This is a genomic window from Rhodococcus sp. B10, assembly GCF_011770055.1.
Taxonomy (GTDB): domain Bacteria; phylum Actinomycetota; class Actinomycetes; order Mycobacteriales; family Mycobacteriaceae; genus Rhodococcoides; species Rhodococcoides kyotonensis_B.
In genome coordinates this window covers 103,402-124,350 of record NZ_JAAFYV010000011.1, presented here as the reverse complement: position 1 = coordinate 124,350, position 20,949 = coordinate 103,402, and the positions used below count along the sequence as shown (strand labels likewise).

The 20,949-nt window shown below is 65.5% G+C and carries 23 protein-coding genes; 9 read left to right on the top strand and 14 right to left on the bottom strand.

Translation table 11 applies throughout. The annotated features are described in order from the left end of the window. Positions 1-24: 24 nt before the first annotated feature. Complete coding sequence (locus RhoFasB10_RS09935; protein WP_068422672.1) at positions 25-492, bottom strand: universal stress protein; 468 nt, start codon at positions 490-492, stop codon at positions 25-27. Between the two features lie 93 nt (positions 493-585). Between RhoFasB10_RS09935 and RhoFasB10_RS09930 the strand changes: the two genes are divergently transcribed. Together RhoFasB10_RS09930 and RhoFasB10_RS09925 are read left to right on the top strand one after the other, a co-directional pair. Continuing rightward, positions 586-1,755, top strand: coding sequence for a glycoside hydrolase family 3 N-terminal domain-containing protein (locus RhoFasB10_RS09930; RefSeq protein WP_068422982.1), 1,170 nt, complete (start codon positions 586-588; stop codon positions 1,753-1,755). An 88-nt stretch (positions 1,756-1,843) separates the two neighbouring features. Continuing rightward, the gene (locus RhoFasB10_RS09925; RefSeq protein WP_068422675.1) at positions 1,844-2,449 is read left to right on the top strand and encodes a TetR/AcrR family transcriptional regulator; all 606 of its coding nucleotides are present in this window, start codon (positions 1,844-1,846) and stop codon (positions 2,447-2,449) included. A gap of 228 nt (positions 2,450-2,677) precedes the next feature. Here the strand turns inward: RhoFasB10_RS09925 and RhoFasB10_RS09920 are convergent, their stop codons facing one another. Together RhoFasB10_RS09920 and RhoFasB10_RS09915 are read right to left on the bottom strand one after the other, a co-directional pair. Continuing rightward, complete coding sequence (locus tag RhoFasB10_RS09920) at positions 2,678-3,535, bottom strand: MaoC/PaaZ C-terminal domain-containing protein (RefSeq protein ID WP_167676236.1); 858 nt, start codon at positions 3,533-3,535, stop codon at positions 2,678-2,680. Beyond that, positions 3,532-4,878: a 3-oxoacyl-ACP reductase gene (locus RhoFasB10_RS09915; protein WP_167676234.1), complete on the bottom strand. Its 1,347-nt coding sequence runs from the start codon at positions 4,876-4,878 to the stop codon at positions 3,532-3,534. Before RhoFasB10_RS09915 ends, RhoFasB10_RS09920 begins: the two co-directional genes overlap by 4 nt. A 97-nt stretch (positions 4,879-4,975) precedes the next feature. Here RhoFasB10_RS09915 and RhoFasB10_RS09910 point away from each other — a divergent pair, with 97 nt between their 5' ends. The 3 genes from RhoFasB10_RS09910 (at position 4,976) to RhoFasB10_RS09900 (ending at position 9,312) form a co-directional block, all read left to right on the top strand. Next, positions 4,976-6,289 (top strand): acetyl-CoA C-acetyltransferase, encoded by a 1,314-nt coding sequence (locus RhoFasB10_RS09910; RefSeq protein WP_068422686.1) that lies wholly within the window; start codon positions 4,976-4,978, stop codon positions 6,287-6,289. An 86-nt stretch (positions 6,290-6,375) separates the two neighbouring features. Continuing rightward, positions 6,376-6,855 (top strand): GAF domain-containing protein, encoded by a 480-nt coding sequence (locus tag RhoFasB10_RS09905; RefSeq protein ID WP_240931007.1) that lies wholly within the window; start codon positions 6,376-6,378, stop codon positions 6,853-6,855. A gap of 216 nt (positions 6,856-7,071) precedes the next feature. Continuing rightward, positions 7,072-9,312 carry a VanW family protein gene (locus RhoFasB10_RS09900; RefSeq protein ID WP_167676232.1) on the top strand — a complete coding sequence of 747 codons (2,241 nt, stop codon included), beginning with the start codon at positions 7,072-7,074 and terminating at the stop codon, positions 9,310-9,312. Here the strand turns inward: RhoFasB10_RS09900 and RhoFasB10_RS09895 are convergent, their stop codons facing one another. Then, positions 9,313-10,074: an SGNH/GDSL hydrolase family protein gene (locus RhoFasB10_RS09895; RefSeq protein ID WP_068422695.1), complete on the bottom strand. Its 762-nt coding sequence runs from the start codon at positions 10,072-10,074 to the stop codon at positions 9,313-9,315. Positions 10,075-10,239: 165 nt separating this feature from the next. Between RhoFasB10_RS09895 and RhoFasB10_RS09890 the strand changes: the two genes are divergently transcribed. From RhoFasB10_RS09890 to RhoFasB10_RS09880, 3 genes are all read left to right on the top strand, one after another. Then, positions 10,240-10,752, top strand: coding sequence for an NAD(P)H-dependent oxidoreductase (locus RhoFasB10_RS09890; protein WP_167676230.1), 513 nt, complete (start codon positions 10,240-10,242; stop codon positions 10,750-10,752). After that, the gene (locus RhoFasB10_RS09885; RefSeq protein ID WP_068422701.1) at positions 10,749-11,240 is read left to right on the top strand and encodes a flavin reductase family protein; all 492 of its coding nucleotides are present in this window, start codon (positions 10,749-10,751) and stop codon (positions 11,238-11,240) included. The genes RhoFasB10_RS09890 and RhoFasB10_RS09885 overlap by 4 nt, the downstream gene beginning before the upstream one ends. Before the next feature lie 226 nt (positions 11,241-11,466). Continuing rightward, a complete protein-coding gene (locus tag RhoFasB10_RS09880) occupies positions 11,467-12,423 on the top strand; it encodes a hypothetical protein (protein ID WP_068422703.1) in 957 nt (318 codons plus the stop codon). A 142-nt stretch (positions 12,424-12,565) separates the two neighbouring features. Here RhoFasB10_RS09880 and RhoFasB10_RS09875 read toward each other — a convergent pair whose 3' ends face one another. The 3 genes from RhoFasB10_RS09875 to RhoFasB10_RS09865 all read right to left on the bottom strand — a co-directional run bounded on the left by RhoFasB10_RS09875 (position 12,566) and on the right by RhoFasB10_RS09865 (position 16,214). Beyond that, positions 12,566-14,401 carry an acyl-CoA dehydrogenase gene (locus tag RhoFasB10_RS09875; RefSeq protein WP_114332050.1) on the bottom strand — a complete coding sequence of 612 codons (1,836 nt, stop codon included), beginning with the start codon at positions 14,399-14,401 and terminating at the stop codon, positions 12,566-12,568. Positions 14,402-14,478: 77 nt separating this feature from the next. Then, the gene (locus RhoFasB10_RS09870) at positions 14,479-15,102 is read right to left on the bottom strand and encodes a class I SAM-dependent methyltransferase (protein ID WP_167676228.1); all 624 of its coding nucleotides are present in this window, start codon (positions 15,100-15,102) and stop codon (positions 14,479-14,481) included. A 56-nt stretch (positions 15,103-15,158) separates the two neighbouring features. Next, entirely contained in the window at positions 15,159-16,214 is a 1,056-nt protein-coding gene (locus tag RhoFasB10_RS09865) for a DUF4185 domain-containing protein (RefSeq protein ID WP_167676250.1), read from the bottom strand. A 157-nt stretch (positions 16,215-16,371) separates the two neighbouring features. Between RhoFasB10_RS09865 and RhoFasB10_RS09860 the strand changes: the two genes are divergently transcribed. Beyond that, complete coding sequence (locus tag RhoFasB10_RS09860) at positions 16,372-16,800, top strand: MarR family transcriptional regulator (protein ID WP_254303425.1); 429 nt, start codon at positions 16,372-16,374, stop codon at positions 16,798-16,800. A 3-nt stretch (positions 16,801-16,803) separates the two neighbouring features. On the opposite strand, the gene RhoFasB10_RS09855 is transcribed toward RhoFasB10_RS09860, so the two are convergent. Genes RhoFasB10_RS09855 through RhoFasB10_RS09825 form a run of 7 tightly spaced genes read right to left on the bottom strand, consistent with a single transcriptional unit; the run spans position 16,804 to position 20,934 of the window. Further along, a complete protein-coding gene (locus tag RhoFasB10_RS09855; RefSeq protein ID WP_165839641.1) occupies positions 16,804-16,962 on the bottom strand; it encodes a hypothetical protein in 159 nt (52 codons plus the stop codon). Positions 16,963-17,007: 45 nt separating this feature from the next. Next, positions 17,008-17,349, bottom strand: a complete 342-nt coding sequence (locus RhoFasB10_RS09850; protein ID WP_068422714.1) for a DUF4180 domain-containing protein — start codon at positions 17,347-17,349, stop codon at positions 17,008-17,010. Then, positions 17,346-17,762: a helix-turn-helix domain-containing protein gene (locus RhoFasB10_RS09845; RefSeq protein WP_068422716.1), complete on the bottom strand. Its 417-nt coding sequence runs from the start codon at positions 17,760-17,762 to the stop codon at positions 17,346-17,348. The genes RhoFasB10_RS09850 and RhoFasB10_RS09845 overlap by 4 nt, the downstream gene beginning before the upstream one ends. Positions 17,763-17,812: 50 nt before the next feature. Further along, entirely contained in the window at positions 17,813-18,460 is a 648-nt protein-coding gene (locus tag RhoFasB10_RS09840; RefSeq protein ID WP_167676226.1) for a DUF2064 domain-containing protein, read from the bottom strand. Then, the gene (locus RhoFasB10_RS09835) at positions 18,457-19,098 is read right to left on the bottom strand and encodes a glycosyltransferase family 2 protein (RefSeq protein WP_217266251.1); all 642 of its coding nucleotides are present in this window, start codon (positions 19,096-19,098) and stop codon (positions 18,457-18,459) included. The genes RhoFasB10_RS09840 and RhoFasB10_RS09835 overlap by 4 nt, the downstream gene beginning before the upstream one ends. Continuing rightward, the gene (locus RhoFasB10_RS09830) at positions 19,091-20,146 is read right to left on the bottom strand and encodes an NAD-dependent epimerase/dehydratase family protein (protein ID WP_068422722.1); all 1,056 of its coding nucleotides are present in this window, start codon (positions 20,144-20,146) and stop codon (positions 19,091-19,093) included. The genes RhoFasB10_RS09835 and RhoFasB10_RS09830 overlap by 8 nt, the downstream gene beginning before the upstream one ends. Next, positions 20,143-20,934, bottom strand: coding sequence for an S-methyl-5'-thioadenosine phosphorylase (locus RhoFasB10_RS09825; protein ID WP_068422986.1), 792 nt, complete (start codon positions 20,932-20,934; stop codon positions 20,143-20,145). Before RhoFasB10_RS09825 ends, RhoFasB10_RS09830 begins: the two co-directional genes overlap by 4 nt. Between the last annotated feature and the right edge of the window lie 15 nt (positions 20,935-20,949).

The window sequence follows — 20,949 nt, the reverse complement described above, 5'->3', positions numbered from 1 at the left end:
GGTTCAGGCGACCGCGAACCTGCGTTACTTGCCCGGAGGGACGATCAACACCGGTCGATGACTGTGGCGCAGCACATGATCGGCGACGGAACTCTGGAGCAACGAACGGAGCCCCGTCGTGCCGCGAGTGCCGGTGACGATGATGTCGGCGTCGACGTCGTCGGCCTTCTCGACGATGGCGCTCCAGATCGCCGTCGTGCATTCGGCGCAGCTGCCCTCGACTTCCAGACCCGCTCGTTCTGCGAGTGCGACGCCTTCGTTGTTGGTCACCTTCGCGTCGGTCAGCGCGACGTCCTCGGCCTGGTCGTCGGGAACCCATTCGGGCTGCATGACGCCCGAGAGTCCCGACATGCGCGCGGCTTGGCGCACCATCGGCTCCCATGCGGTGACGACGACAGCCCGCCGCGTCGTCAGAAAGCGGCCTGCGTACTCGATGGCGCGTTTGGCGTTGTCGGAGCCGTCGTAGGCGATGAGGATCAGGTCCGAAGGCATCGAATTTCCCTTCTGATGTCGCTTTTGTCCAAGGTTATCTCGTTCGGACGCGGGATCGCGTGGGTACGGTCCGCTCCGCTACGGTCGAATGTCATGAGGAAGTTCCGTTCGCCCGTGCCCGTTCTCGCCGTGGTGCTCGGGGTCGGTGTCGTCACCGGATGCAGTAGTCAGAGCTCCGAGTCGGCGCCGATTGCCACGTCCTCGCCCGTCCCCGTCGCCGAACCGACCGGTACGACAAGCGAAGTCGTTCCGCCGCCGGTCGACGCGTGTGCGACGTTCGTCGGAACCCTCACCGAACGCCAGCGTCTCGCGCAGCTGTTGACGGTCGGCGTCACCGGAACTGCCGACGCCGTCGACATCATGTCCCGTGAGCAGGTCGGCGGAATCTTCATCGGCAGTTGGACCGATTCGTCGACGCTCGCCTACGGCCAAGTACCCGAGATCGACGCGGCGGCCGCGGTTCCCCCGATGGTGACGATCGACGAAGAGGGCGGCAGGGTCTCACGCGTCGAAGATCTGTTGGGTCCCGATCCGTCGGCGCGCGAAACAGCCCGGACGATGACGCCGGATCAGACGTATCAGATGGCCCTCGAACGCGGCACCGAGCTGAAGGAGCTCGGCATCACCGTCGATTTCGCTCCCGTCGTCGACGTCAGTGGCCAGCCCGACGATTCGGTCATCGGTGACCGTTCGTACTCCGAGGATCCGCAGGAGGTCATCGCCTACGCCGGGGCGTACGCCCAGGGATTGCGCGACGCGGGAGTTCAGCCCGTCATCAAGCACTTTCCCGGCCACGGCTCCGGCTCCGGCGATTCGCACACCGGTGCTGTGACGACGCCTCCGCTCGAACAGCTGCGTCAGTCCGATCTGCTTCCCTATCAGGCTCTCTCCCAGACAGGTGTCGGAATCATGGTCGGGCACCTCGACGTTCCCGGTCTGACCGATCCCGGATACCCGGCCAGCATCAGCCCCGCCGCGATGAAGTTGCTGCGCGACGGCGTCGGATACGGCGCTGCACCGTTCACCGGGCCGATCTTCACCGACGACCTCAGCGGCATGGCCGCGATCACGGATCGGCTGGGCATCGTCGCAGCCGTCGAGTCCGCCTTGGTCGCGGGCGCCGACGTGGCGTTGTGGCTGACGACCGACGACGTGCCCGCAGTGCTCGACAACCTCGAGGAAGCCGTCGCGACGGGGCGTCTGCCTGCCGCGCAGGTCGATCGGTCGGCTGCCACTGTGGCCCAGTTCAAGGGTGCCTGCTAGATTTCACGGGCTCTTCGAACGCTCGTAGTGACGTAGGCCTCCTTACCGTGGAGTAAGGTTATGTGTTCGACGTTGTTTGGGAGGACACATGGCTGGCGGCTCCAAGCGATTGCCCCGTGCCGTCCGGGAGCAGCAGATGCTCGACGCGGCGGTCGATGTGTTCTCCGACAACGGTTTTCACGAGACCTCGATGGATGCGATCGCCAAGAAGGCGTCGATTTCCAAGCCGATGCTGTACCTGTACTACGGATCCAAGGACGAACTGTTCGCCGCGTGCATCAACCGGGAGGGCGTCAAGTTCGTCGAGGCACTCACCCCTGCCGCCGACCCGACGCTCACTCCGCGCGAGCAGCTACGACGCGCACTCCTCGGCTTCCTCGGCTTCGTCGGCGAACACCGAAAGTCCTGGATGGTGCTGTACCGGCAGGCCATCGGACAGTCGGCCTTCGCGTCGCAGGTGCAGAGCAGTCGTGATCGGCTCATCGAACTGACCGCCGGACTGCTCGAGATGAGCACGAAGGACCCGGAGCCGGGCCAGAATTTCGGCCTCATGGCCGTCGCCCTCGTCGGGGCGGGTGAAGCCGTCGCGGACCGCGTCGCCGGTGGCGAAATCGAGGTCGACGCGGCCGCGGACCTGCTCGAAAACCTCGCCTGGCGTGGTCTGGCGGGTAAGAAAACTGCGCACCTGGGGTAGTGGGCTTTGATGGGCCCGGCCGGGGGTTCGGTCTCGCCCCGGGGGTTCGGACTTGCGCCCGGGGTTCGGACCGAATGTGGCTTTCCGGTCACTCTGAGTGACCGAGGGGCGCCCTCGCTCCGGTGGCCCCGCCCCGAAGTGACCGAATGTGACATTCGGTCACTGCGGGGACCCAGAACTCCGGGGACCCAGACCACCGGACCAAACCACCGCACTCGGGCCGGGCACCTACCTCAATGTGGCGGTCAGGTGCGGGTAACCCTTTTTCGGGTGCTTGAGGGACAGATCCCAGCCGGACTCGACGGGTTCGGCATAGAGGTTGACCGTCGCGGGCAGGATGATCGGCTTGCCGAAGCGGACGTTGTACGTGACGCGCGAGGGCACGCGACCCTCGACGACGCCCAGTACCGCTGCGGCACTCCACATTCCGTGCGCGATGGTGCGCGGAAAGCCGAAAGCCTTGGCCCCCAACGTCGACACGTGGATCGGGTTCCGATCGCCGGAGATCGACGCGTACTTGCTGATCGTCTTCTGGTCGACTCGCAGGGTGCGGGTCGGCGGCGGTGGCACTTCGTCGGCGGGCGGTGCTTCACGTGGACCACCCGACAGCGAGGTCTTCTGCAGGCTGAGGAAGCTGGAGGTCTGCTTCCAGACCAGTTCGCGCCCGACGCTGACTTCGCTGACGAGATCGACCAACAAGCCCTTGCGGTGTTCGCGCAGGTTCTCGGCGTGCACGCGCACGTCCAGCGGCTCCGACGACGAGATGTCGCGAAACTGTTCGATGACGTTCTCGGCGTGCACCGATCCGATGGCCGCGAACGGAAACGCCTTGGACACCATCAGTTTCATGACCGTCGGGAAGACCAGCGTGAACGGGTAGGTGATCGGCAGGGTGTCGCCGAATCGCAGACCCGTCGCACGGCAGTACCCGGCGAGATTGTCCGGATCGACGCGCAGGCCGTTCAGTTCGAAGACGGTGTCGGGCACCGAGTTCGACTTCGATCCGAGGAACGGCAGAGCACCCAGTGCCGCCGATGCGTAGATGTCGGACGTCTTCGGCTGCTCGTCGAGCTTGACGACGCTCATGCGCCGAGGAGGCTCTGGCCGCAGACGCGGACGATCTGTCCGGTGACGGCGTTGGACGCGGGAGAGGCGAAGTACGCCACCGTTTCTGCGACGTCGACGGTCTGGCCGCCCTGCAGCAGCGAGCTCATGCGTCGGCCTGCTTCGCGCGTCGCGAACGGAATGGCGGCCGTCATCGCGGTTTCGATGAAGCCGGGGGCGACGGCGTTGATGGTGATGTTCTTCTGCGCGAGCACCGGCGCCGACGCGTGCACGAGGCCGATGACACCCGCCTTCGACGTTCCGTAGTTGGTCTGGCCGCGGTTGCCCGCGATACCTGCAATAGAGGAGACGTCGACGACGCGGCCGCCTTCCTTCAGCGCCCCGGTCTTGACCAGGTGGTCGGTGATGCGTTGTGGCGCAAGCAGATTGACGCCGATGACGGAGTTCCAGCGACTCTCGTCCATGTTGGCGAGTGTCTTGTCGCGGGTGATGCCTGCGTTGTGGACGATGATGTCGGCGCCGCCGTGACGCTCGAGCAGGTGCTTCGACAGCACCTCGCCCGCGTCGTCCGCAGTGACGTCCAGCGCGAGCGACGTGCCGCCGACCTTGTTGGCGGTCTCGGACAGCGCTTCACCTGCAGCCGGGATGTCTGCGGCGACGACGGTGGCGCCGTCGCGTGCGAGTACTTCGGCAATCGTTGCGCCGATGCCGCGGGCAGCGCCGGTCACGACGGCGACCTTGCCTGCGAGCGGCTTGTCCCACGATGCGGGAGCTTCGGAGTCCTGATCGCCGACGGCGATGACCTGGCCGTCGACGAACGCCGACTTGGCCGACAGCAGGAACCGTAGCGTCGATTCGAGTCCGGACAGTCCGGTCGACGCCTTCGGGGAGATGTAGACGAGCTGCGCCGTTGCACCCCTCTTGACCTCTTTGCCGACGCTTCGGGTGAAGCCTTCGAGGGCGCGCTGCGCGATGTGCTCGTCGACGCTGGCTGTCTCCTCGGGCGTCGTACCGATGACGACGACGCGCGCCGACGGCGCGAGATTGCGGATGACCGGCTGGAAGAACTGGAACAGCTGCTCGAGTTCGGAGACCTGACCGATGCCGGTGGCGTCGAACACGAGTGCGCCGTACTTCTCGTCGTGCGGCTGGGCCTGGGGGTAGTCGGACAGCAGGGTGCGCAGCGGTTCCACGAGTCGGCCGTTTCCGCCGATCAGTACGGGTCCTGCCAGCGGCGGTTCGCCTGCCTTGTAGCGCCGCAGCTTCTCGGGCTGCGGCAGTCCTGCCTGCTTGGCGATGAACGCGCCCGGCGCGGACGCCAGGAACGTGGAGTAAAGGTCTGGGGCTCCCTTGGTGGCTGCCATGTCCTACCTTTCATTCGGCGCCGCGAAGCGCTCGACCGGGTGTCGACAACCAACTTACTCGTCAGTAAGATGAAACTCCACCAGGGCTATTTCAGCGATGTTGGGAGACGCAGTGACAAGCAAGCAGCTACGACCGGTCGCAATTGTCGGTGGCAACCGCATCCCGTTCGCGCGCTCGGACAAGAAGTACGCACAGGCCTCGAACCAGGATATGCTCACCGCCACGCTCGATGGGCTCGTCAGCCGATTCGGCCTGCAAGGGGAGCGTCTCGGACTCGTCGTCGCAGGCGCGGTGCTGAAGCACAGTCGCGACTTCAACCTCACTCGTGAGTCCGTTCTCGGAAGCGCTCTGAGCCCGTACACCCCGGCCTACGACCTGCAGCAGGCGTGCGGCACCGGTCTGCAGTCGGTCATCGCGGTCGGCGACGCCATTGCCTCGGGCCGCATCGATGCGGGCATCGGCGGCGGCGTCGACACCACGTCGGACGCGCCGATCGGCGTCAACGACGAGCTCCGCGAATTTCTGCTGTCGCTCAACCGCGCGAAGTCGACGACCGATCGCATCAAGCTGCTCGGCAACGTCCGCCCGTCGATGCTCGGCATCGAGATTCCGCGCAACGGCGAGCCGCGGACCGGCCTGTCCATGGGTGAGCACGCCGCGATCACCGCCAAAGAATTCGGTGTTCGACGCGAGGACCAGGACGAACTCGCCGCCGCCAGCCACAAGAACATGGCCGCCGCGTACGACCGCGGTTTCTTCGACGACTTGGTGACGCCTTTCCTAGGCCTCACCCGCGACGACAACCTGCGCCCCGGATCGACCGTCGAGAAACTGTCGACGCTCAAGCCCGTGTTCGGAAACAAGCTCGGCGACGCCACCATGACGGCCGGTAACTCGACGCCTCTCACCGATGGTGCGTCGGCCGCGTTGCTGTCGACCGACGAGTGGGCGGCCGAGCGGAACCTGCCCGTGCTCGCGCACCTCGTCGATTCCGAGACCGCAGCCGTCGATTACATCCACGGCAACAGCTCGTTCAAGGACGGCCTGTTGATGGCGCCGACCTACGCTATTCCGCGTCTGCTCGCTCGTAACGGTCTGACGCTGCAGGACTTCGACTACTACGAGATCCATGAAGCGTTCGCGTCGGTCGTGCTCGCCACGTTGCAGGCGTTCGAGAGCGACGAGTACTGCAAGGAGCGCTTGGGCCTCGATTCGGCGCTCGGGTCGATCGACCGCAGCAAGCTCAATGTCAACGGATCCTCGCTCGCGGCGGGCCACCCGTTCGCCGCGACCGGTGGTCGCATCGTCGCATCGCTGGCCAAGATGCTCGCCGAGAAGGGGTCGGGCCGTGGCCTGATCTCGATCTGCGCAGCCGGTGGTCAGGGTGTGACCGCCATCATCGAGCGCTGAGTCAGCGCACCTACACGGGGTCGACGGTCGGCAGGAGTGGAGCCGGCGGAGCGATCCGGTCGGCAGATCCGTCAAACGAGGGGTTTATGGATCTGCCGACCGTGAGATCGGACGCCGACAGGTACGTCTATCGCGCCCCGATGCGGGGTGCCGTCGATCGTGCACTCGAGCTGGGCGTGGTCGGAGTCGGTGGTCGATTGGATGCGGTTCCCGTCGATTTCGCCGACGCGGTCGCGCGGACGGATCGGCTGTACGACGAGCGCACGGCGCGTCGGCTGGAGCGGTTCGCCGCTGTTCCCGACCTGTCGTTCGTCTGGACTCGCTCCGCTGACGGAGGCTATTTCCTCGGGCAGATCGACGGGCCCTGGCGGTACGACGCCTCGGCCTCGGACATGGATTTGGTGAATGTGCGGCCGTGCCGTTGGGTGGCTGTGCCTGAACATCGCGTTCCGGCGGCCACTGTGCGCACCTTCGCCCGTGGCGGCCGCAACTTTCAGCAAACACATGATGCGAATGTCGGCAGGCTCAGCGCAGAGATCTGGACAGTTACTCATTCGAACGAATGAATCTCGAGAGACAGTCCGACGTCCGTTGTAACGCATCACAAAGACCGGCGATACTGGGAGTGGCTCCGCACTGCTGCCTGACCCCCGACCCGGCAGCGGTGCGGGGCCACCTTCGTATTGTCGACCCAATCCTCCGAAGCGAAGGTTCGGTTGCGCCCGCGTAAGCTTCGTGGCGGATGTCGATTGGATTGCTGGGGGTTCGGGAGGGCCGAGAACGTGAGCGTCGGTGGAGACGGTAGGGACAGGCATGGAGACCAGCCGGATCCCGACGAAGGTACTTCCGCCGGCCAGGATGCCGCACCCGACGTCCCCCCGTACGACGCGCCCACCGAGGTCCTTCGCGCGATCGATCCGAACGAACCGGCCCCCGAGACCGCTCCCGAAAAGCCCGTAGCCGGTCAGCACGAGGCGCCCGTCGACCCGCCGACCGAGGCATATTCGGCGCTCGCGCCCTCCGACGCCGCAGCACCGGACGACGTCGACTCGGCCGCGCCCACGGTAGCTCAGCCGGCAGTGCCGCAGTCCGACGCGCAGCAGCCGGAAACACCGGGGCCCGAAACCACGCAGACCGAAACCACCCAGACCGAAAAACTCGAGCCCACAACACCCGAGCCCGAAACATCCGCGCCGGCCTCGCCCAAAGCTCCGGCCCAGCAGTCCGAGACCGACGGTCCGTCGAAGCGAGTGAAGATCGCGGTCGTCGCGGGAGCCGCCATCGCGATTCTCGGGGTGTTCTACACGGCCGACATGCTGTCGACGAACGGCTCGGTGCCCCGGGGCGTCACGGTGGCCGGTATCTCGGTCGGCGGTCTGAGTCACGACGACGCCGAGGCGCGTCTGCAGTCCGAGCTCGGCGCACGCGTCGACCAGCCGGTGCGTGTGGTCGCCGGCGACCAAGATCTCGAATTGGTCCCTGCTGCAGCAGGTCTCGACGTCGACTGGGCGTCGACGCTCGATCGGGCCGGGTCACAGCCGATCAACCCCTTCACGCGTCTGGCGTCGTTCTTCACCGACCGCGAGATCGGTGTGCAGTCGACGGTCGACGAACCCGCGCTCGACGCGGCCGTGGAATCGATTCGCGCACAGACGGATCGGCAGCCGATCGAAGGCGACGTCGTCTTCGAGGGCTCCACGCCCGTCGCGGTGACACCTGCACCGGGTCAGTCCGTCGACGTGACGGCGGCGCGCGACGAGATCGAATCGAACTGGGCTTTCGGCACTGTCGAGCTTCCGGTCGAGACGGTGGATGTGACGGTGCACCAGGACGAGGTCGACCGCGTTCTCCGAGATGTCGCGACGCCGGCCGTCTCCGCGCCGGTCGTGTTCACCGGTCGAGGCAATGCCACCGCCGTCCTCGCGCCGGACGCCATCGCGAGCGTCGTCTCGTTCGAGCCGGACGGAAACGGTGCTCTCGCAGAGAGATACGACGCGCAGGCCGCCACCGCGATTCTCGCCCCGCAGTTGGCGTCGACGGAAACCCAGCCCAAGGATGCGTCGTTCGCGCTCGGAGGCGGTGCGCCGACGGTGGTGCCCGGTGTCGTCGGCGAACTCGTCCAGTGGCCGAAGACGTTGGAGCAGTTGCCGACTCTGCTCGGATCCTCCGACTCGCGGTCGACCGAGGCCGTCTACGACCAGGCGCAACCCGCGTTGACGACGGAAGGCGCGCAGGCGCTCGGAATCAACGAGGTCATCGGCGAGTTCACGACAGGCGGGTTCGAGTACGCGTCAGGTGTCAACATTCGTCTGACCGCCGACATCGTCAACGGCGCTCTCGTGAAGCCGGGAGAAACGTTCTCGCTCAACGAGTACACCGGGCCCCGTGGGTCGGCGCAGGGATTCGTCGAGTCCGGCATCATCGACAACGGCCGACCCGATCGTGCCGTCGGCGGCGGCATCAGTCAGTTCGCGACGACGCTGTACAACGCGTCGTACTTCGGTGGCATGGAAGACGCCGGGCACACCGAACACAGCTACTACATCAGCCGCTACCCGGAAGCGCGTGAGGCGACGGTGTTCGAGGGCGCGATCGACCTGAAGTTCACCAACCCGACCAAGACTGGTGTGCTGATCGAGTCGTTCGGTACGAGTTCCAATGTCACGGTGCGCCTTTGGGGCACCAAGACGGTCGACGTCGAGTCGATCACCGGACCGCGCACCAACCCGACGAGCCCGAACACGATCACGTTGCCCGCGGGCAGCGCGTGCGTACCGTCGAGCGGTGGACCGGGATTCACGGCAAGCGACACCAGGGTGATCACGGATGTGGCGTCGGGCAACGAGATCTCGCGCAACACGCGGACGGTCAAGTACGACCCGATCCCGATAGTCAGGTGCGTCTCAGCCGAGCCTGAGCCGGAGCCGGAGGCGCCTGCCGATTCGCCGTCCGAGGAGACCCCGGCGAATCGGCCCGCGCCCGCCGAACCGCCTGCGGCGACCCCACCGCCGGACGGCGAGTAGCTACAGCGACTGCAACGACGAATGTTTCGGCGCCACACCGTCACCCGACGACGTGCCGCGCAATCGTCTCGACACCCACGGTCCTGCGAACGACCTGACCCACTCCGTGTTCTCCCGACGCCTCTCGGCGGCCGCGAGAGGAGGCAGGGGATCGAGGGCGTCGACCTCGATCGAGTGGGGGACGCCCAGGAAGTCGAGTACTTCCGCTGCCATCCGTGTGTGACCGAGGGTCGACATGTGCAGTCGGTCCCAGTCCCACATACGTGGGTCGTCGTAGCCGTCGAAACGCCAGTAGTCGACGAGCTCGACGCCACGGCGTTCGGCGACGCCGCGGAGCAGCTCGTTGTAGATCGCGGTGCGACCGCGGAGCATGCGGAAGATCGGTGACCAGCCGGCGTCGTAGGCGGTGAAGGCAACGACGCGCGCTCCCGTGGCCTTCAGATCGGCGAGGGCCGCGTCGTAGCGGGCGACGATGCCGTCGATATCGACCTTCGGCCGCATCATGTCGTTTCCGCCCGCGTAGATGGTGACGAGATCCGGGGCCGCCTCGATCGCGATGCCGACCTGGTCCTCGATCACCTGGTCCAGAAGCTTGCCGCGGACGGCGAGGTTCGCGTAGCGGAACTCTAGATTGCCGACGGCCAACTGCTCGGCGACGCGATCTGCCCAGCCCTTGACGCCGTTCGGGCTGGCGGGGTCGGTGTCTCCGACGCCCTCGGTGAACGAATCTCCGAGCGCGATGTAGCTGTCGATCCTTGGCACGTTCCGGCCTCCGTACTCTTGCTAACTATTTATTCCAGAGAGTCCAGCGTCGCGCGTCGCCATTTCATTCCCCCTCGAAAGAATCACGATGATTCTGACCGTGGACACGCGAATCTCGACCGGGTTGGCTGGACGTGCACGTGTTCTCCGATCGAAAGTAGGCGCATGACAGTCACGGTGGTGGCAGGCAATCCGAAGCCGGGTTCGCGAACCCTCGAGGCGGCGGGACTGCTCGCATCGCAGCTCACCGGTGGGCAGGCGGACCAGGAGATCGACGTCGTCACCTTGGGCGCGGGCCTGCTCGGGTGGGGTGACGACGCGGTGAAGGCAGCCGTGGACACGGTTGCGTCCAGCGACATCGTGGTTTTCGCGAGCCCGACGTTCAAGGCGACGTACACCGGTCTTCTCAAACTGTTTCTGGACCAGTTCGCCACCGACGAGGGTTTGCGTGACGTCGTCGCCGTTCCGCTGATGCTGGGCGCAGGGCCCGCGCATGCGTTGGCACCCGATCTGCTGCTGAAGCCGGTGCTCGTCGAGCTCGGTGCGATCACCCCTGCACCTGGTCTCTACCTGTTGGACAGCAGCTACACCACAGATACTCGTATCGTGGACTATGCGCGGCGATGGGGACCCACCATCACGGCCGCAGCAGACGCACGAAAGGGAGCATCGGCATGACGCTCACGCACACCGACCTCGACCAGACGACGCTCCGTCAGGCCTACGCTCAGTTCCCCAGTGGTGTCGTCGCCATCGCCGCCGAGATCGACGGGACCCCGGTCGGACTTGCTGCGAGCAGCTTCGTCGCGGTGTCGATCGAACCTCCACTCGTCGCCGTCTGCATCCAGAACACGTCGACGACGTGGCCGAAGCTCGAGGGTCTGAGCAGCATCGGCGTCAGCGTCCTCGGGGAAGCGCACAACGACGCCGCCCGCACCCTCGCGGCGAAGACCGGTGACCGGTTCGCAGGTCTCGAGCTGTTGACCACCGACCAGGGCGCAGTGTTCATCGAGGGTGCCACCGCCTGGCTGGAGACCAGCATCGACCAGCAGGTTCCCGCCGGCGACCACGTCATCGTGCTGCTGCGTATCCATTCGCTCGAGGTGCAGAGCGAAATCAGTCCGATCATCTTCCACGGCAGCAAGTTCCGCCGCCTGCAGGCGTAGCGTCCATACGCCCTCGTACGGCTGATCGAGAGAAAGCCGCTCACCGTTTCGCCAGGTGCACGGCAAATGGCCAACGATTACGCGCGCGTCTGGCGAACTGGTGAGCATGTGTCGACGGACCTCTTTACGGTACGTCCGTGCCGGAATTCATCCACAGGCCCTGAACTTGTGCACAGATTGCGGCGGAGCCCGTTCGGGAGCGTTGGCAGCGTGCAGTCTTGGCGGCATGGAACTCGATCCCACCCGGCTGCTCAGTCGTCGCGACGCGTTGTCGATGGGCCTGGCCGACCACGAAATTCGCGCGCTGCGCACGAGCGGCGGCTGGAGGACGCTGCACCACGGCAACTACATCGGTGCAGACCACTCGGACGCTCTCGACGCCAGGTCCACGCATCGACTACTCATCGACGCGGTCCTGCCCACGTTGTCGGACAAGGCAGTGGTGAGTCATGAATCGGCTGCGATACTTCATGGACTTCCCCTCTACGGGGTCGATTTGTCACGGGTCCACGTGACACGTGATCGGCGTGGTGGTGGCCGGACATCGAAAGGGGTGGTGACGCACTGTTCGCCCCTCGGCGAAGTTGTGATCGTCGACGGCTTTCGAACCACGACACTCGCACGCACACTCGTCGACATCGCTCGGACCATGTCACTGGATACCGCGGTGGTGCTCGGTGATGTCGCGATGAGGCACGGCGCATCGCTCGACGAAGTCGCAGAGGAATTGGAACGTGCACGTCGATGGCAGGGCATCGCCTCTGCCCGGCGTGTCGCGGACATGGTGGACGCGCGGAGCGAAAGCGTCGCCGAGTCGTTGAGTCGAATTCGGCTGCATCAGCACGGTTTTCGGGACGTCGAGCTACAGGTTGAGGTTCGCGATCCGAGGGGCAGGTTCCTCGGCCGAAGTGATTTCGGTGTGACGCCTGCGGTCATGGGTGAGTGCGACGGCAAGGTGAAGTACGGGAAATTCCTTCGCCCTGGGCAGGATCCCGGGGACGCTGTCTTCGAGGAGAAGAAACGAGAGGACTCGATCCGCGACACCGGACTGCAGGTCGTCAGGTGGACGTGGAGCGAGATCTTCACGTTCGACGTCGTAGTGGACCGAATCCGTCGAGCGATCGTGAGGGCCGAGAACTCCCCGAAGCCGACGGCCAGCGTGCGGCCGGGAAAGCTTCGTTAGTGGCTCACCGTTTTGCCAGGTGCACGGCAAATGGCCAACGATTACGCGTGCATCCAGCGAAATGGTGAGCGTCTGCGCGCAAAACCCCGAAACACCAACGGCCCGCACCCGAAGTCGGGTGCGGCCGTCGAGAAGCCGAAGATCAGAACGCGGCTTCGTCGAGCTCCATGACGTCGAGGTCGAGGTTCGTCAGGATGGTGCGAGTTGCCGTGAGCTGCGGGAGCACGTTCTTGGCGAAGAACGATGCCACAGCGACCTTGCCCTCGTAGAAGGCCTTGTCTGCGCCCTCGGCACCGTTGTCGAGTGCCGTGATGGCGATCTCGGCCTGACGCTGCAGCAGCCAGCCGATGAGCAGGTCACCGAAGGCCATGAGGAAGCGCACGGATGCGAGTCCGACCTTGTACAGCTCGGTCGGGTGTTCCTGAGCGCCCATGAGCTGCTGGGTCATCGAGGTGACGATGGCCTGCACGTCTTCGAGCGCGGTGTTCAGCAGTGCGCGCTCTGCCTTGAGACGGCCGTTGCCCGCTTCGCTGTCGATGAACGACTTGATCTGTCCTGCAACGTGAGCCAACGCTACGCCACGGTCGCGGGCGATCTTGCGGAAGAAGAAGTCCTGCGCCTGGATGGCCGTGGTGCCCTCGTACAGCGAGTCGATCTTCGAGTCACGGATGTACTGCTCGATGGGGTAGTCCTGCAGGAAGCCGGATCCACCGAGAGTCTGCAGCGACTCGGCCAGCTGGTGGTACGCGATCTCCGAACCGACACCCTTGACGATGGGTAGCAGCAGGTCGTTGACGCGGAAGGCGAGGTCCTCGTCGGCGCCGGATACCTGCTTCGCGGTGATCGGATCCTGGTGGGCGGCCGTGAACAGGTAGACCGCGCGGAGGCCCTCGGCGTACGCCTTCTGCGTCATCAGGCTGCGTCGAACGTCGGGGTGGTGCGTGATGGTGACGCGCGGCGCGGACTTGTCCGTCATCTGCGTCAGGTCGGCGCCCTGGACACGCTCCTTGGCGTAGTCGAGTGCGTTGAGGTAGCCGGTGGACAGCGTCGCAATTGCCTTGGTGCCGACCATCATTCGTGCGTGCTCGATGACGTCGAACATCTGCGCGATGCCCTTGTGGACCTCGCCGACGAGCCATCCCTGTGCGGGAATGCCGTGGCCGCCGAACGTCAGTTCACACGTGGCCGACGCCTTCAGGCCCATCTTGTGCTCGACGCCGGTGACGAAGACGCCGTTGCGCTCGCCCAGCTCGCCCTTCTCGAAGTCGAAGTGCGTGTTCGGGACGAAGAAGAGGCTGAGCCCCTTGGTGCCGGGTCCTGCGCCCTCGGGGCGGGCCAGCACGAGGTGGAAGATGTTCTCGAACAGGTCGTCGGAGACGGCCGAGGTGATGAAGCGCTTGACGCCCTCGATGTGCCAGGAGCCGTCTTCCTGCTTGATCGCCTTGGTGCGGCCTGCGCCGACGTCGGATCCGGCGTCCGGCTCGGTGAGAACCATCGTGGCGCCCCACTGGCGCTCTGCGATGACCTTGGCCCATTCCTTCTGCTCGTCGGTTCCGTTGTGGAACAGCACGTTGGCGAAGGAAGGTCCGGCGGAGTACATGAATGCAGCGGGCTGAGAACCGAGGAGCATCTCGTTGATGGCCCAGCCCAGGTTGCGAGGTGCAGCGATGCCGCCGATCTCCTCGTCGAGGCCGACGCGCCACCATTCACCGTCGTAGAGCGCCTTGAACGACTTCTTGAACGAGTCGGGCAGCTTCAGGGTGTGGGTCTCGGGGTCGAACACGGGTGGGTTGCGGTCCGCGTCCGCGAAGGACTCGGCCAGCGGGCCCTCGGACAGGCGTACTACCTCGCGAAGCATGTCGCGGGCCGCCTCGCCGTCGAGGTCGCCGAAGTTGTCACCCGAGAGGGACTCGTCGAGCCCGAACAGCTCGAAGAGGTTGAACTCGAGATCCCGAAGGTTGCTCTTGTAATGGCCCATTGCGTCGCTCTCCAGTCGGTGGTGCGGTCTCGTGAGTACCGCCCAAGTTAGCTACTCGTCGGTAACATAGAGGCATGTTACCCCCGTTCGTTCCGGCTGCCAAGACCGGACTTACCGGCGAGTAGCAAAGCATCGATGGCGGTACCACTGTCGGTTGTTCTGAGCCTTCTGTCGCATCGAGAAACGACGGCTCGATCCCCGACATCGATCGCCAATTCCTCTGCCGTATAGAGTAGTTCGGGATTCTGGGGTCCGCCCACCCCAGCGGAGATGTTGTCGGAATGATGCCCGAGAATCATGAGGATTCCGTCAGGTTTCAACGCGTCGAGCGCGTTGTGGATTGCTTTGCGTCGTTGCTCGTGGGGCAGATGTAGATACAGCACGAGAACCAAGTCATACGTCGGTTCGGGAGCGATCTGTGTCACGTCCGCATGAACCCACGTCAGCCGGTCGCGGACCGACTTCGGCGACCGCGACGCGATCTCGTACCCCTTCGTCAGTCCGACCGCAGAGAAGTCGACGGCCGTCACTTCCCAGCCGCGCGTCGCGAGCCAGAGCGCGTTGCGCCCCTCGCCCGACGCCAGATCCAGCGCACGACCGCGCGGCAGCGACGTGGCGATCTCGACGAGCGTCTGATTGGGCGGCGCTCCGTAGACCAGATCCCGGCTCGAATACTTGCGGTCCCAGTCTGCGGCGTCCATGTCACGAGCCTATCGGCGTGACACCGCAGCCAGCAGCCCGGCTGAAACGGGCTGTCCTACAGCGTCGTACGCAGCAGCAGGACGTTGTAGTTCTGATGCACGGTGGCGAGGAAGTAGAGATCCCGGCCCGACGACCATGGGTGAATGAACGGCGCGTATGCACTCGGGAGTTGTCGCGTGTCGACGACGACCTCGGGCGGACTCCACGGACCGGCGGGGGACGAGGCGCGCCGCATCACGATGGAGTTGAAGGGGTCGGTGGTGAGCATCAGGTACTGGCCCAGGTATTCGTTGTACGCGACGGACAGCTCCCCGACGTTGTCGACGATCGGGACAGCCGCTGCCGGATCGTTCTTCTTCCACTCGCTGCCGTTCCAGTACTCGTACTCGCCGAGATTCAGGATGTCCTTCTCGGGCACCCGTGCGACGTGACCGAAGTTGCCTCGTCCCGGAGGGGTTCCGTAGACGTACACGAAACCGCCGTCCTTCAAGAACGCGTTCTGCTGGAAGTTGCGGTTCCCGCCGTCGCAGTTGCGCTGCGTCTCGGGGACGACCGCCCAGTTCTCGCCGTTGTCGCCCGAAACGGCGAGGCCGGAGTAGTTGGTCTCCCACTTGCCGGGCTGGCCCCAGTTCTTGACCGACATCAAGCTCATGAACTGGTTGGGGCCGAGGGCGACCCCGGCCGTCGGAATGCGGCTGATCTCGACGAACGGGATCTTCGGGCTGGGAACGAGTTCCTTGGCCTGGCCCAGTGGGTCGCGAACGATGCTGTCGAAGTTCATGCCGTCGGCGAGATTGCCGTCGCGGCTGCGCACGAGCGAGTTGCTCTTCCAGGACCAGACGCTGCCCTGCAACAGATTGGGCAGGCCGAGTCCGGCGGTGTCTCCGAAGGCGGTGAGGATTTCGCCGTTGCTGTTGTCCCACATGATGCCGAGGTCGGTGCCGAGCATGTTGTAGTTCTGGGTCATGTTGGCGCTGGCGAGGCCTGTCGCCTGTGCGACCGCGACAGTGCGTCCCGTCAGGGGCGGGAGGCCGAACACCCCGTTGAGACCCGGAATCGGATTGACGGCATTGGGGTTCGCGCCAGCCGGTCCTGCAGCGACCAGCGACATCACGAGCACAGCAATACCTACGGCAAGAGATCGTTTCACCAAGCCCCCCGGCTACCACCCTGTTTCGAACGAGCGCCCGGTAGTTTAGCCCAAGAAACCGACAGAAACGGGAAATCGGTTCTCGAACTGCACTGATTCGCCGCGCTAACCTGATCGTGTGAGCACCGACCCGCACCTCGCGAGGGATCTGTCGGTCATGGCCATGCGTCTGAACCGGCAGCTCAGGTTGCGGCATTCCAGCGACAAGATTCCCGTCGCACATCTGTCGATTCTGGCGACGCTGTTTCGCGAGGGGCCGACGACGACGGGTGAGCTCGCCGTGCGAGAGCGGATCAAGCCACCGTCGATCTCACGGTCGTCGTCCGCGCTGCTCGAGATGGGCTTGATCGAGCGTGTTCCGCACCCGACGGACGGTCGCCAGGTGCTGCTGACGCTCACCGACGAGGGCCGTCGAGTGGCGTCGCAGGATGTCGCGTCACGCGAGAGAGTTCTCGCGGAGCAGTTGGCCGAGTTGACGGACGAGCAGCGTGACACGCTGGCCACCGCTGCGGACATCCTGAACGGAATAGTGGAACGGGCCGATTAGCGCTCAGTCGTGATGCACGCTGTCGTCGATCTCCGAGGTGTTCCAGTTCAGCGTCGAGCCGAGTTCTTCGTTGTCGGCTCGCTTCGCGACACGGCCCAGTACGACGGCGACAATCAATGCCAACGCCAACCAGATCGCAATGCCGATGAGTAACCCGACCACATGATGTTTCTAGCACTCGCCTCTGAGAAAAACCGTAGAAACCAGCTAGTCGATTGTTGCGATGCGATCTTGTAGAGATCTTCGGTCGGCAACGAACCAGATGTGTCGGCCACGATTGGACTCGGCGACGAATGCGCGCAGCGACTCGCTGACCTGCGTGAATCTGCTGATGTCACCCACGATGGCCAGCCGAATTCGATAGTTCACCAATTTCTGCGTGAATTCCCCCATCAGCCGAGTTCGGAGCTCGAAGAATTCGGGACGAAATCGTTCGGCAGGAATGGCGATCATTGTTGCTTCAAGTCCGAATGCGTCACCGACCAGGTCGACGGCATCGGATTCCGAACCGAGCTTCGGTCCTTCGGCGTCGACGAACAGGATGGTCATCGCGTCCCCTCGACGAAGGCGTCGACGAGACGCAGCACTTCCGCGGTGTCGAGGGCGTCGCCGATCACGACGATCTTGCAGGTCGACGCGGTGTCGTCGTACGCGGTGTCGATCCGCAGGCGTGTTCCGGCGTTGCCGCGGCCCATGGCGGAAGCCTGAAGCGACGTGGCCAGGCGCGACGCGGTCTGCCGGTCGATCGTGTCGACGGTGACGATGCTGGTGACGTGCACGTCGGGACGATCGGCGGGAGCGTCGCCTCCGGTGAGCGACGCGAGTCCGGCAGGCGTGATGCGGTACTGCTTGCCGATCCGCACCGCGGGCAGCCGGCCGTCCTGGATGTAGTTGCGTACGGTCCGCACGTGCAGGCCGAGAAGCTCGGCGACCTGCTCGGCGGTGTAGAAGTCATTCCCCATACTTCCCTATCCTACGCCATCGGCGCCCGTGAGCAGTAATGTACAGCCCTCTATACAATCGCACTCACGAGGGCGAAGCGCCCACCCGGCGGACAATCCGCCGCGACGATCGCCAGATCGGACGCATGATCCACGTCCCGCAGCACGTCGAGCATCGTGACCTCCGCGCCCCGGGCCGTCAGGGCCGCCAGCGTCTCGGCACCCGTCTCGGGCGTGGACATCGGCACGTCGAGCAGCGCCCGCGCCAACGACGGGTCGGGGATTCCCAGCGCCCACCACCCGCCGTCCTCGGCCATGCCCAGCACTGATTGCCCGTCGGTCAACCGCGACGCCGACACGTTCAGCAGCTCGGGCGTCACCTGAGGCGTGTCCATGCCGATCTGGAACACAGGTAGCCCGTGGAAGGCGTCCATGTGTGCATTCACGAGTCGCTCGGCGAATCCGTCGCCGCGCTGTCGAACCACGGTGTACGACGCCAACCTGGCGGCGATCTCGGTCCCTCGGGCGGCGGCGTCGAGGTCGCCTGTCAGTGCGACGACGCGGGTCGCGAAGTCGGCGTCCGCGACCGCGTCGAGCGTGTCGAGCAGCGCGGCGGCGGCGATGTCGGCGGCCGCGTCGGCACCGACGGTGGCGGCCAGCCGCGTCTTGGCGAGACCGGGGACCGGGGCCTTGGCGACGACGAGCGCGGTGACGTTCACTCCGACAGCACCTTCCAGAAATCGCGCACCGCGACGACGGTGCCCTTGATCGAACCGGACACCTTCGATGCGCCCGCGGTGCGTGGGCTGTAGGTGACGTCTCGTTCGACGACGCGCCATCCCGCCTTCGACGCGAGCACCAGCAATTGCAGCGGGTAGCCGGAGCGGCGATCGGTGACGTTCAGGTCGAGGAGCGCTGCGCGACGCACCGCGCGGATCGCACCGAGATCGTGCACGGGTAGGCCGTATTTCGTGCGAAGACGCAGGGCCAGAACGTAATTGCCGACGCGTGCATGTATCGGCGAGTGTCTCGATCTGCGGCGCCCCACCACGAGGTCGGCGCGGTCCAACTCCGCGACGAGCATCGGTAGCTCGGCGGGATCCATCGAGCCGTCGCCGTCGAGAACGCACACGATGTCGGTCTCGGCGGCCAGAACCCCGGCGTGCACGGCCGACCCGTACCCGGGCCGGGTCTCGTGGACGACCGACGCCCCGTGCGCGCGAGCGACGTCGGCGGTACCGTCGGTCGAGTTGTTGTCGACCACGACGACGCGGTACCCGATCGGGACGCGCGCGAGAACGCCGGGGAGAGAACCGGACTCGTTCATACACGGGATGATCACGGTCACGTCAGACACTCGGCGCTCCTGTGCTCTGGGCGTCGCGCAGGGGAGCTGTTGCGAACTCGCGCAGTCCGTCCTGTGGCCCTACGGTTGCCTCGAACCCGATCAGCTGTCGCGCCCGCTCCGGGCTCGCGACGATGTGCCGGACGTCGCCCGATCGATACTGGCCCGTCACCTCGGGGGCTGGGCCGTTGCACGCGTCGGACAGTGCGGTGGCGACCTCGCCGATGGTGATCGGCTGTCCGGACGACACGTTCAGCGCCGTGAACCCCGGCAACGCGGCGTCGATCGACAGAACATTGGCCGACGCGATGTCGTGGACATGGACGAAATCGCGGGCCTGCGCCCCGTCTTCGTATACCTGCGGCGCGCGACCGGCCTCGAGCGACGACCGAAACATCGCTGCGACACCGGAATACGGCGTGTTCCGCGGCATGTGCGGACCGTAGACATTGTGGTAGCGCAGCGCTGTCACGGATCCGCCCGTCGCGAGCGACCAGGCGAGTGCGTAGTTCTCCTGGGCGAGCTTGCTTGCGGCATAGGTGCTTCGAGGTTGCAGCGGCGCGTCCTCGGGTACTGGAGTCCACACCAGCACGTCGCCGGTGTCCGGGTCGGTGTTATCGAAGCGGCCCGAATCCAGATCTGCGCGGGTCCGCGGGCCAGGAACGACGATCCTGCCGTCCGCGGTCCGATACCGTCCCTCGCCGTAGACGACCATCGACGACGCCAACACCAGCCGCGTGCAGCCGGCGTCGGCCATCGCCGCGAGCAACACGGCGGTGCCGAAGTCGTTGTGGCTTGCGTATGCCGGGGCGTCACCGGCATTCACACCGGCGCCGACGACGGCAGCCTGATGACAGACGACGTCGACGCCTTTCAGTGAGGCCGCCAACGCCTCTCGGTCCCGCACGTCGACTGCGGCAATGCCGTCGGAGCGCCCCGAATCACCGTGAGCCGACGCCAGATACGCGTCGACGGCCACTACGTCGTGCTGGGGACGCAGCGCCTCGAGAATGTGGCCGCCTATGAAACCGGCTGCACCGGTGAGCAATACGCGTGTCATGGCAACTCGATCGGGAGGTCGGCGCCGTCGTGGATTCGGCAGGACGAACACGGGCCGGTCGGAGCTGCGCCGATGGCGCCGCGCACCAACGTCTTCAACGGCGCGATGTTTCGCGCGAATTCGGCGAACACGTCGACCGCGCGAACGCCCTGTCCCGCTTCGATTCCTGCATCGAGATCGGTGACGAGGGCGATCGGCGCGTAGCAGAGCTCGAGTTCCCGGGCGAGGACTGCTTCCGGGTGGCCCGTCATGTTGACCAGCGTCCAACCCTGCTGCGCGAACCACTGACTCTCGGCCCGCGTCGAGAACCGCGGTCCTTCGACGACCACCATCGTGCCGCCGTCGACGACTCCGTCCTGCAGTGCCGCAGCACGCAGATCCCCGCAGTACGGATCGGCGAACTCGACGTGCACCCCACCCTCGTCGAAGTACGTCTGCGCGCGCCCGGACGTACGGTCGACGAGCTGGTCGGGTACGACGAAGGTTCCCGGCCCGTACCGGGCCACCAGACTGCCGACGGCACACGGGGCGAAGACGCGCTGTACGCCGAGCGACCGCAGCGCCCACATGTTCGCCCGGTACGGAAGAGTGTGCGGGGAGTACTCGTGCTTCGCGCCGTGTCGAGGCAGGAACGCAACGCTGCGCCCGTCGACATCGCCCACGGTGATGGGCCCACTCGTAGCCCCGTACGGGGTGTCGACCACGACGGACTCGGCGTCGTCGTCGAAGAACGAGTAGAAGCCGCTACCGCCGATGACGGCTACATCGGGGCGGAGACTGGTTGTCATGGTTCCCTCTTCCAT

Excerpts from the sequence above, each read along its gene's own strand:
- RhoFasB10_RS09915 (WP_167676234.1), bottom strand. The coding sequence starts at position 4,878 with ATGGCAGCCACCAAGGGAGCCCCAGACCTTTACTCCACGTTCCTGGCG.
- RhoFasB10_RS09890 (WP_167676230.1), top strand. The coding sequence starts at position 10,240 with ATGACAGTCACGGTGGTGGCAGGCAATCCGAAGCCGGGTTCGCGAACC.
- RhoFasB10_RS09880 (WP_068422703.1), top strand. The coding sequence starts at position 11,467 with ATGGAACTCGATCCCACCCGGCTGCTCAGTCGTCGCGACGCGTTGTCG.
- RhoFasB10_RS09875 (WP_114332050.1), bottom strand. The coding sequence starts at position 14,401 with ATGGGCCATTACAAGAGCAACCTTCGGGATCTCGAGTTCAACCTCTTC.
- RhoFasB10_RS09870 (WP_167676228.1), bottom strand. The coding sequence starts at position 15,102 with ATGGACGCCGCAGACTGGGACCGCAAGTATTCGAGCCGGGATCTGGTC.
- RhoFasB10_RS09885 (WP_068422701.1), top strand. The coding sequence starts at position 10,749 with ATGACGCTCACGCACACCGACCTCGACCAGACGACGCTCCGTCAGGCC.
- RhoFasB10_RS09850 (WP_068422714.1), bottom strand. The coding sequence starts at position 17,349 with ATGACCATCCTGTTCGTCGACGCCGAAGGACCGAAGCTCGGTTCGGAA.
- RhoFasB10_RS09865 (WP_167676250.1), bottom strand. The coding sequence starts at position 16,214 with ATGTCGCTGGTCGCTGCAGGACCGGCTGGCGCGAACCCCAATGCCGTC.
- RhoFasB10_RS09930 (WP_068422982.1), top strand. The coding sequence starts at position 586 with ATGAGGAAGTTCCGTTCGCCCGTGCCCGTTCTCGCCGTGGTGCTCGGG.
- RhoFasB10_RS09910 (WP_068422686.1), top strand. The coding sequence starts at position 4,976 with ATGTTGGGAGACGCAGTGACAAGCAAGCAGCTACGACCGGTCGCAATT.
- RhoFasB10_RS09920 (WP_167676236.1), bottom strand. The coding sequence starts at position 3,535 with ATGAGCGTCGTCAAGCTCGACGAGCAGCCGAAGACGTCCGACATCTAC.
- RhoFasB10_RS09905 (WP_240931007.1), top strand. The coding sequence starts at position 6,376 with ATGGATCTGCCGACCGTGAGATCGGACGCCGACAGGTACGTCTATCGC.
- RhoFasB10_RS09925 (WP_068422675.1), top strand. The coding sequence starts at position 1,844 with ATGGCTGGCGGCTCCAAGCGATTGCCCCGTGCCGTCCGGGAGCAGCAG.
- RhoFasB10_RS09845 (WP_068422716.1), bottom strand. The coding sequence starts at position 17,762 with ATGGGGAATGACTTCTACACCGCCGAGCAGGTCGCCGAGCTTCTCGGC.
- RhoFasB10_RS09825 (WP_068422986.1), bottom strand. The coding sequence starts at position 20,934 with ATGACAACCAGTCTCCGCCCCGATGTAGCCGTCATCGGCGGTAGCGGC.
- RhoFasB10_RS09935 (WP_068422672.1), bottom strand. The coding sequence starts at position 492 with ATGCCTTCGGACCTGATCCTCATCGCCTACGACGGCTCCGACAACGCC.
- RhoFasB10_RS09830 (WP_068422722.1), bottom strand. The coding sequence starts at position 20,146 with ATGACACGCGTATTGCTCACCGGTGCAGCCGGTTTCATAGGCGGCCAC.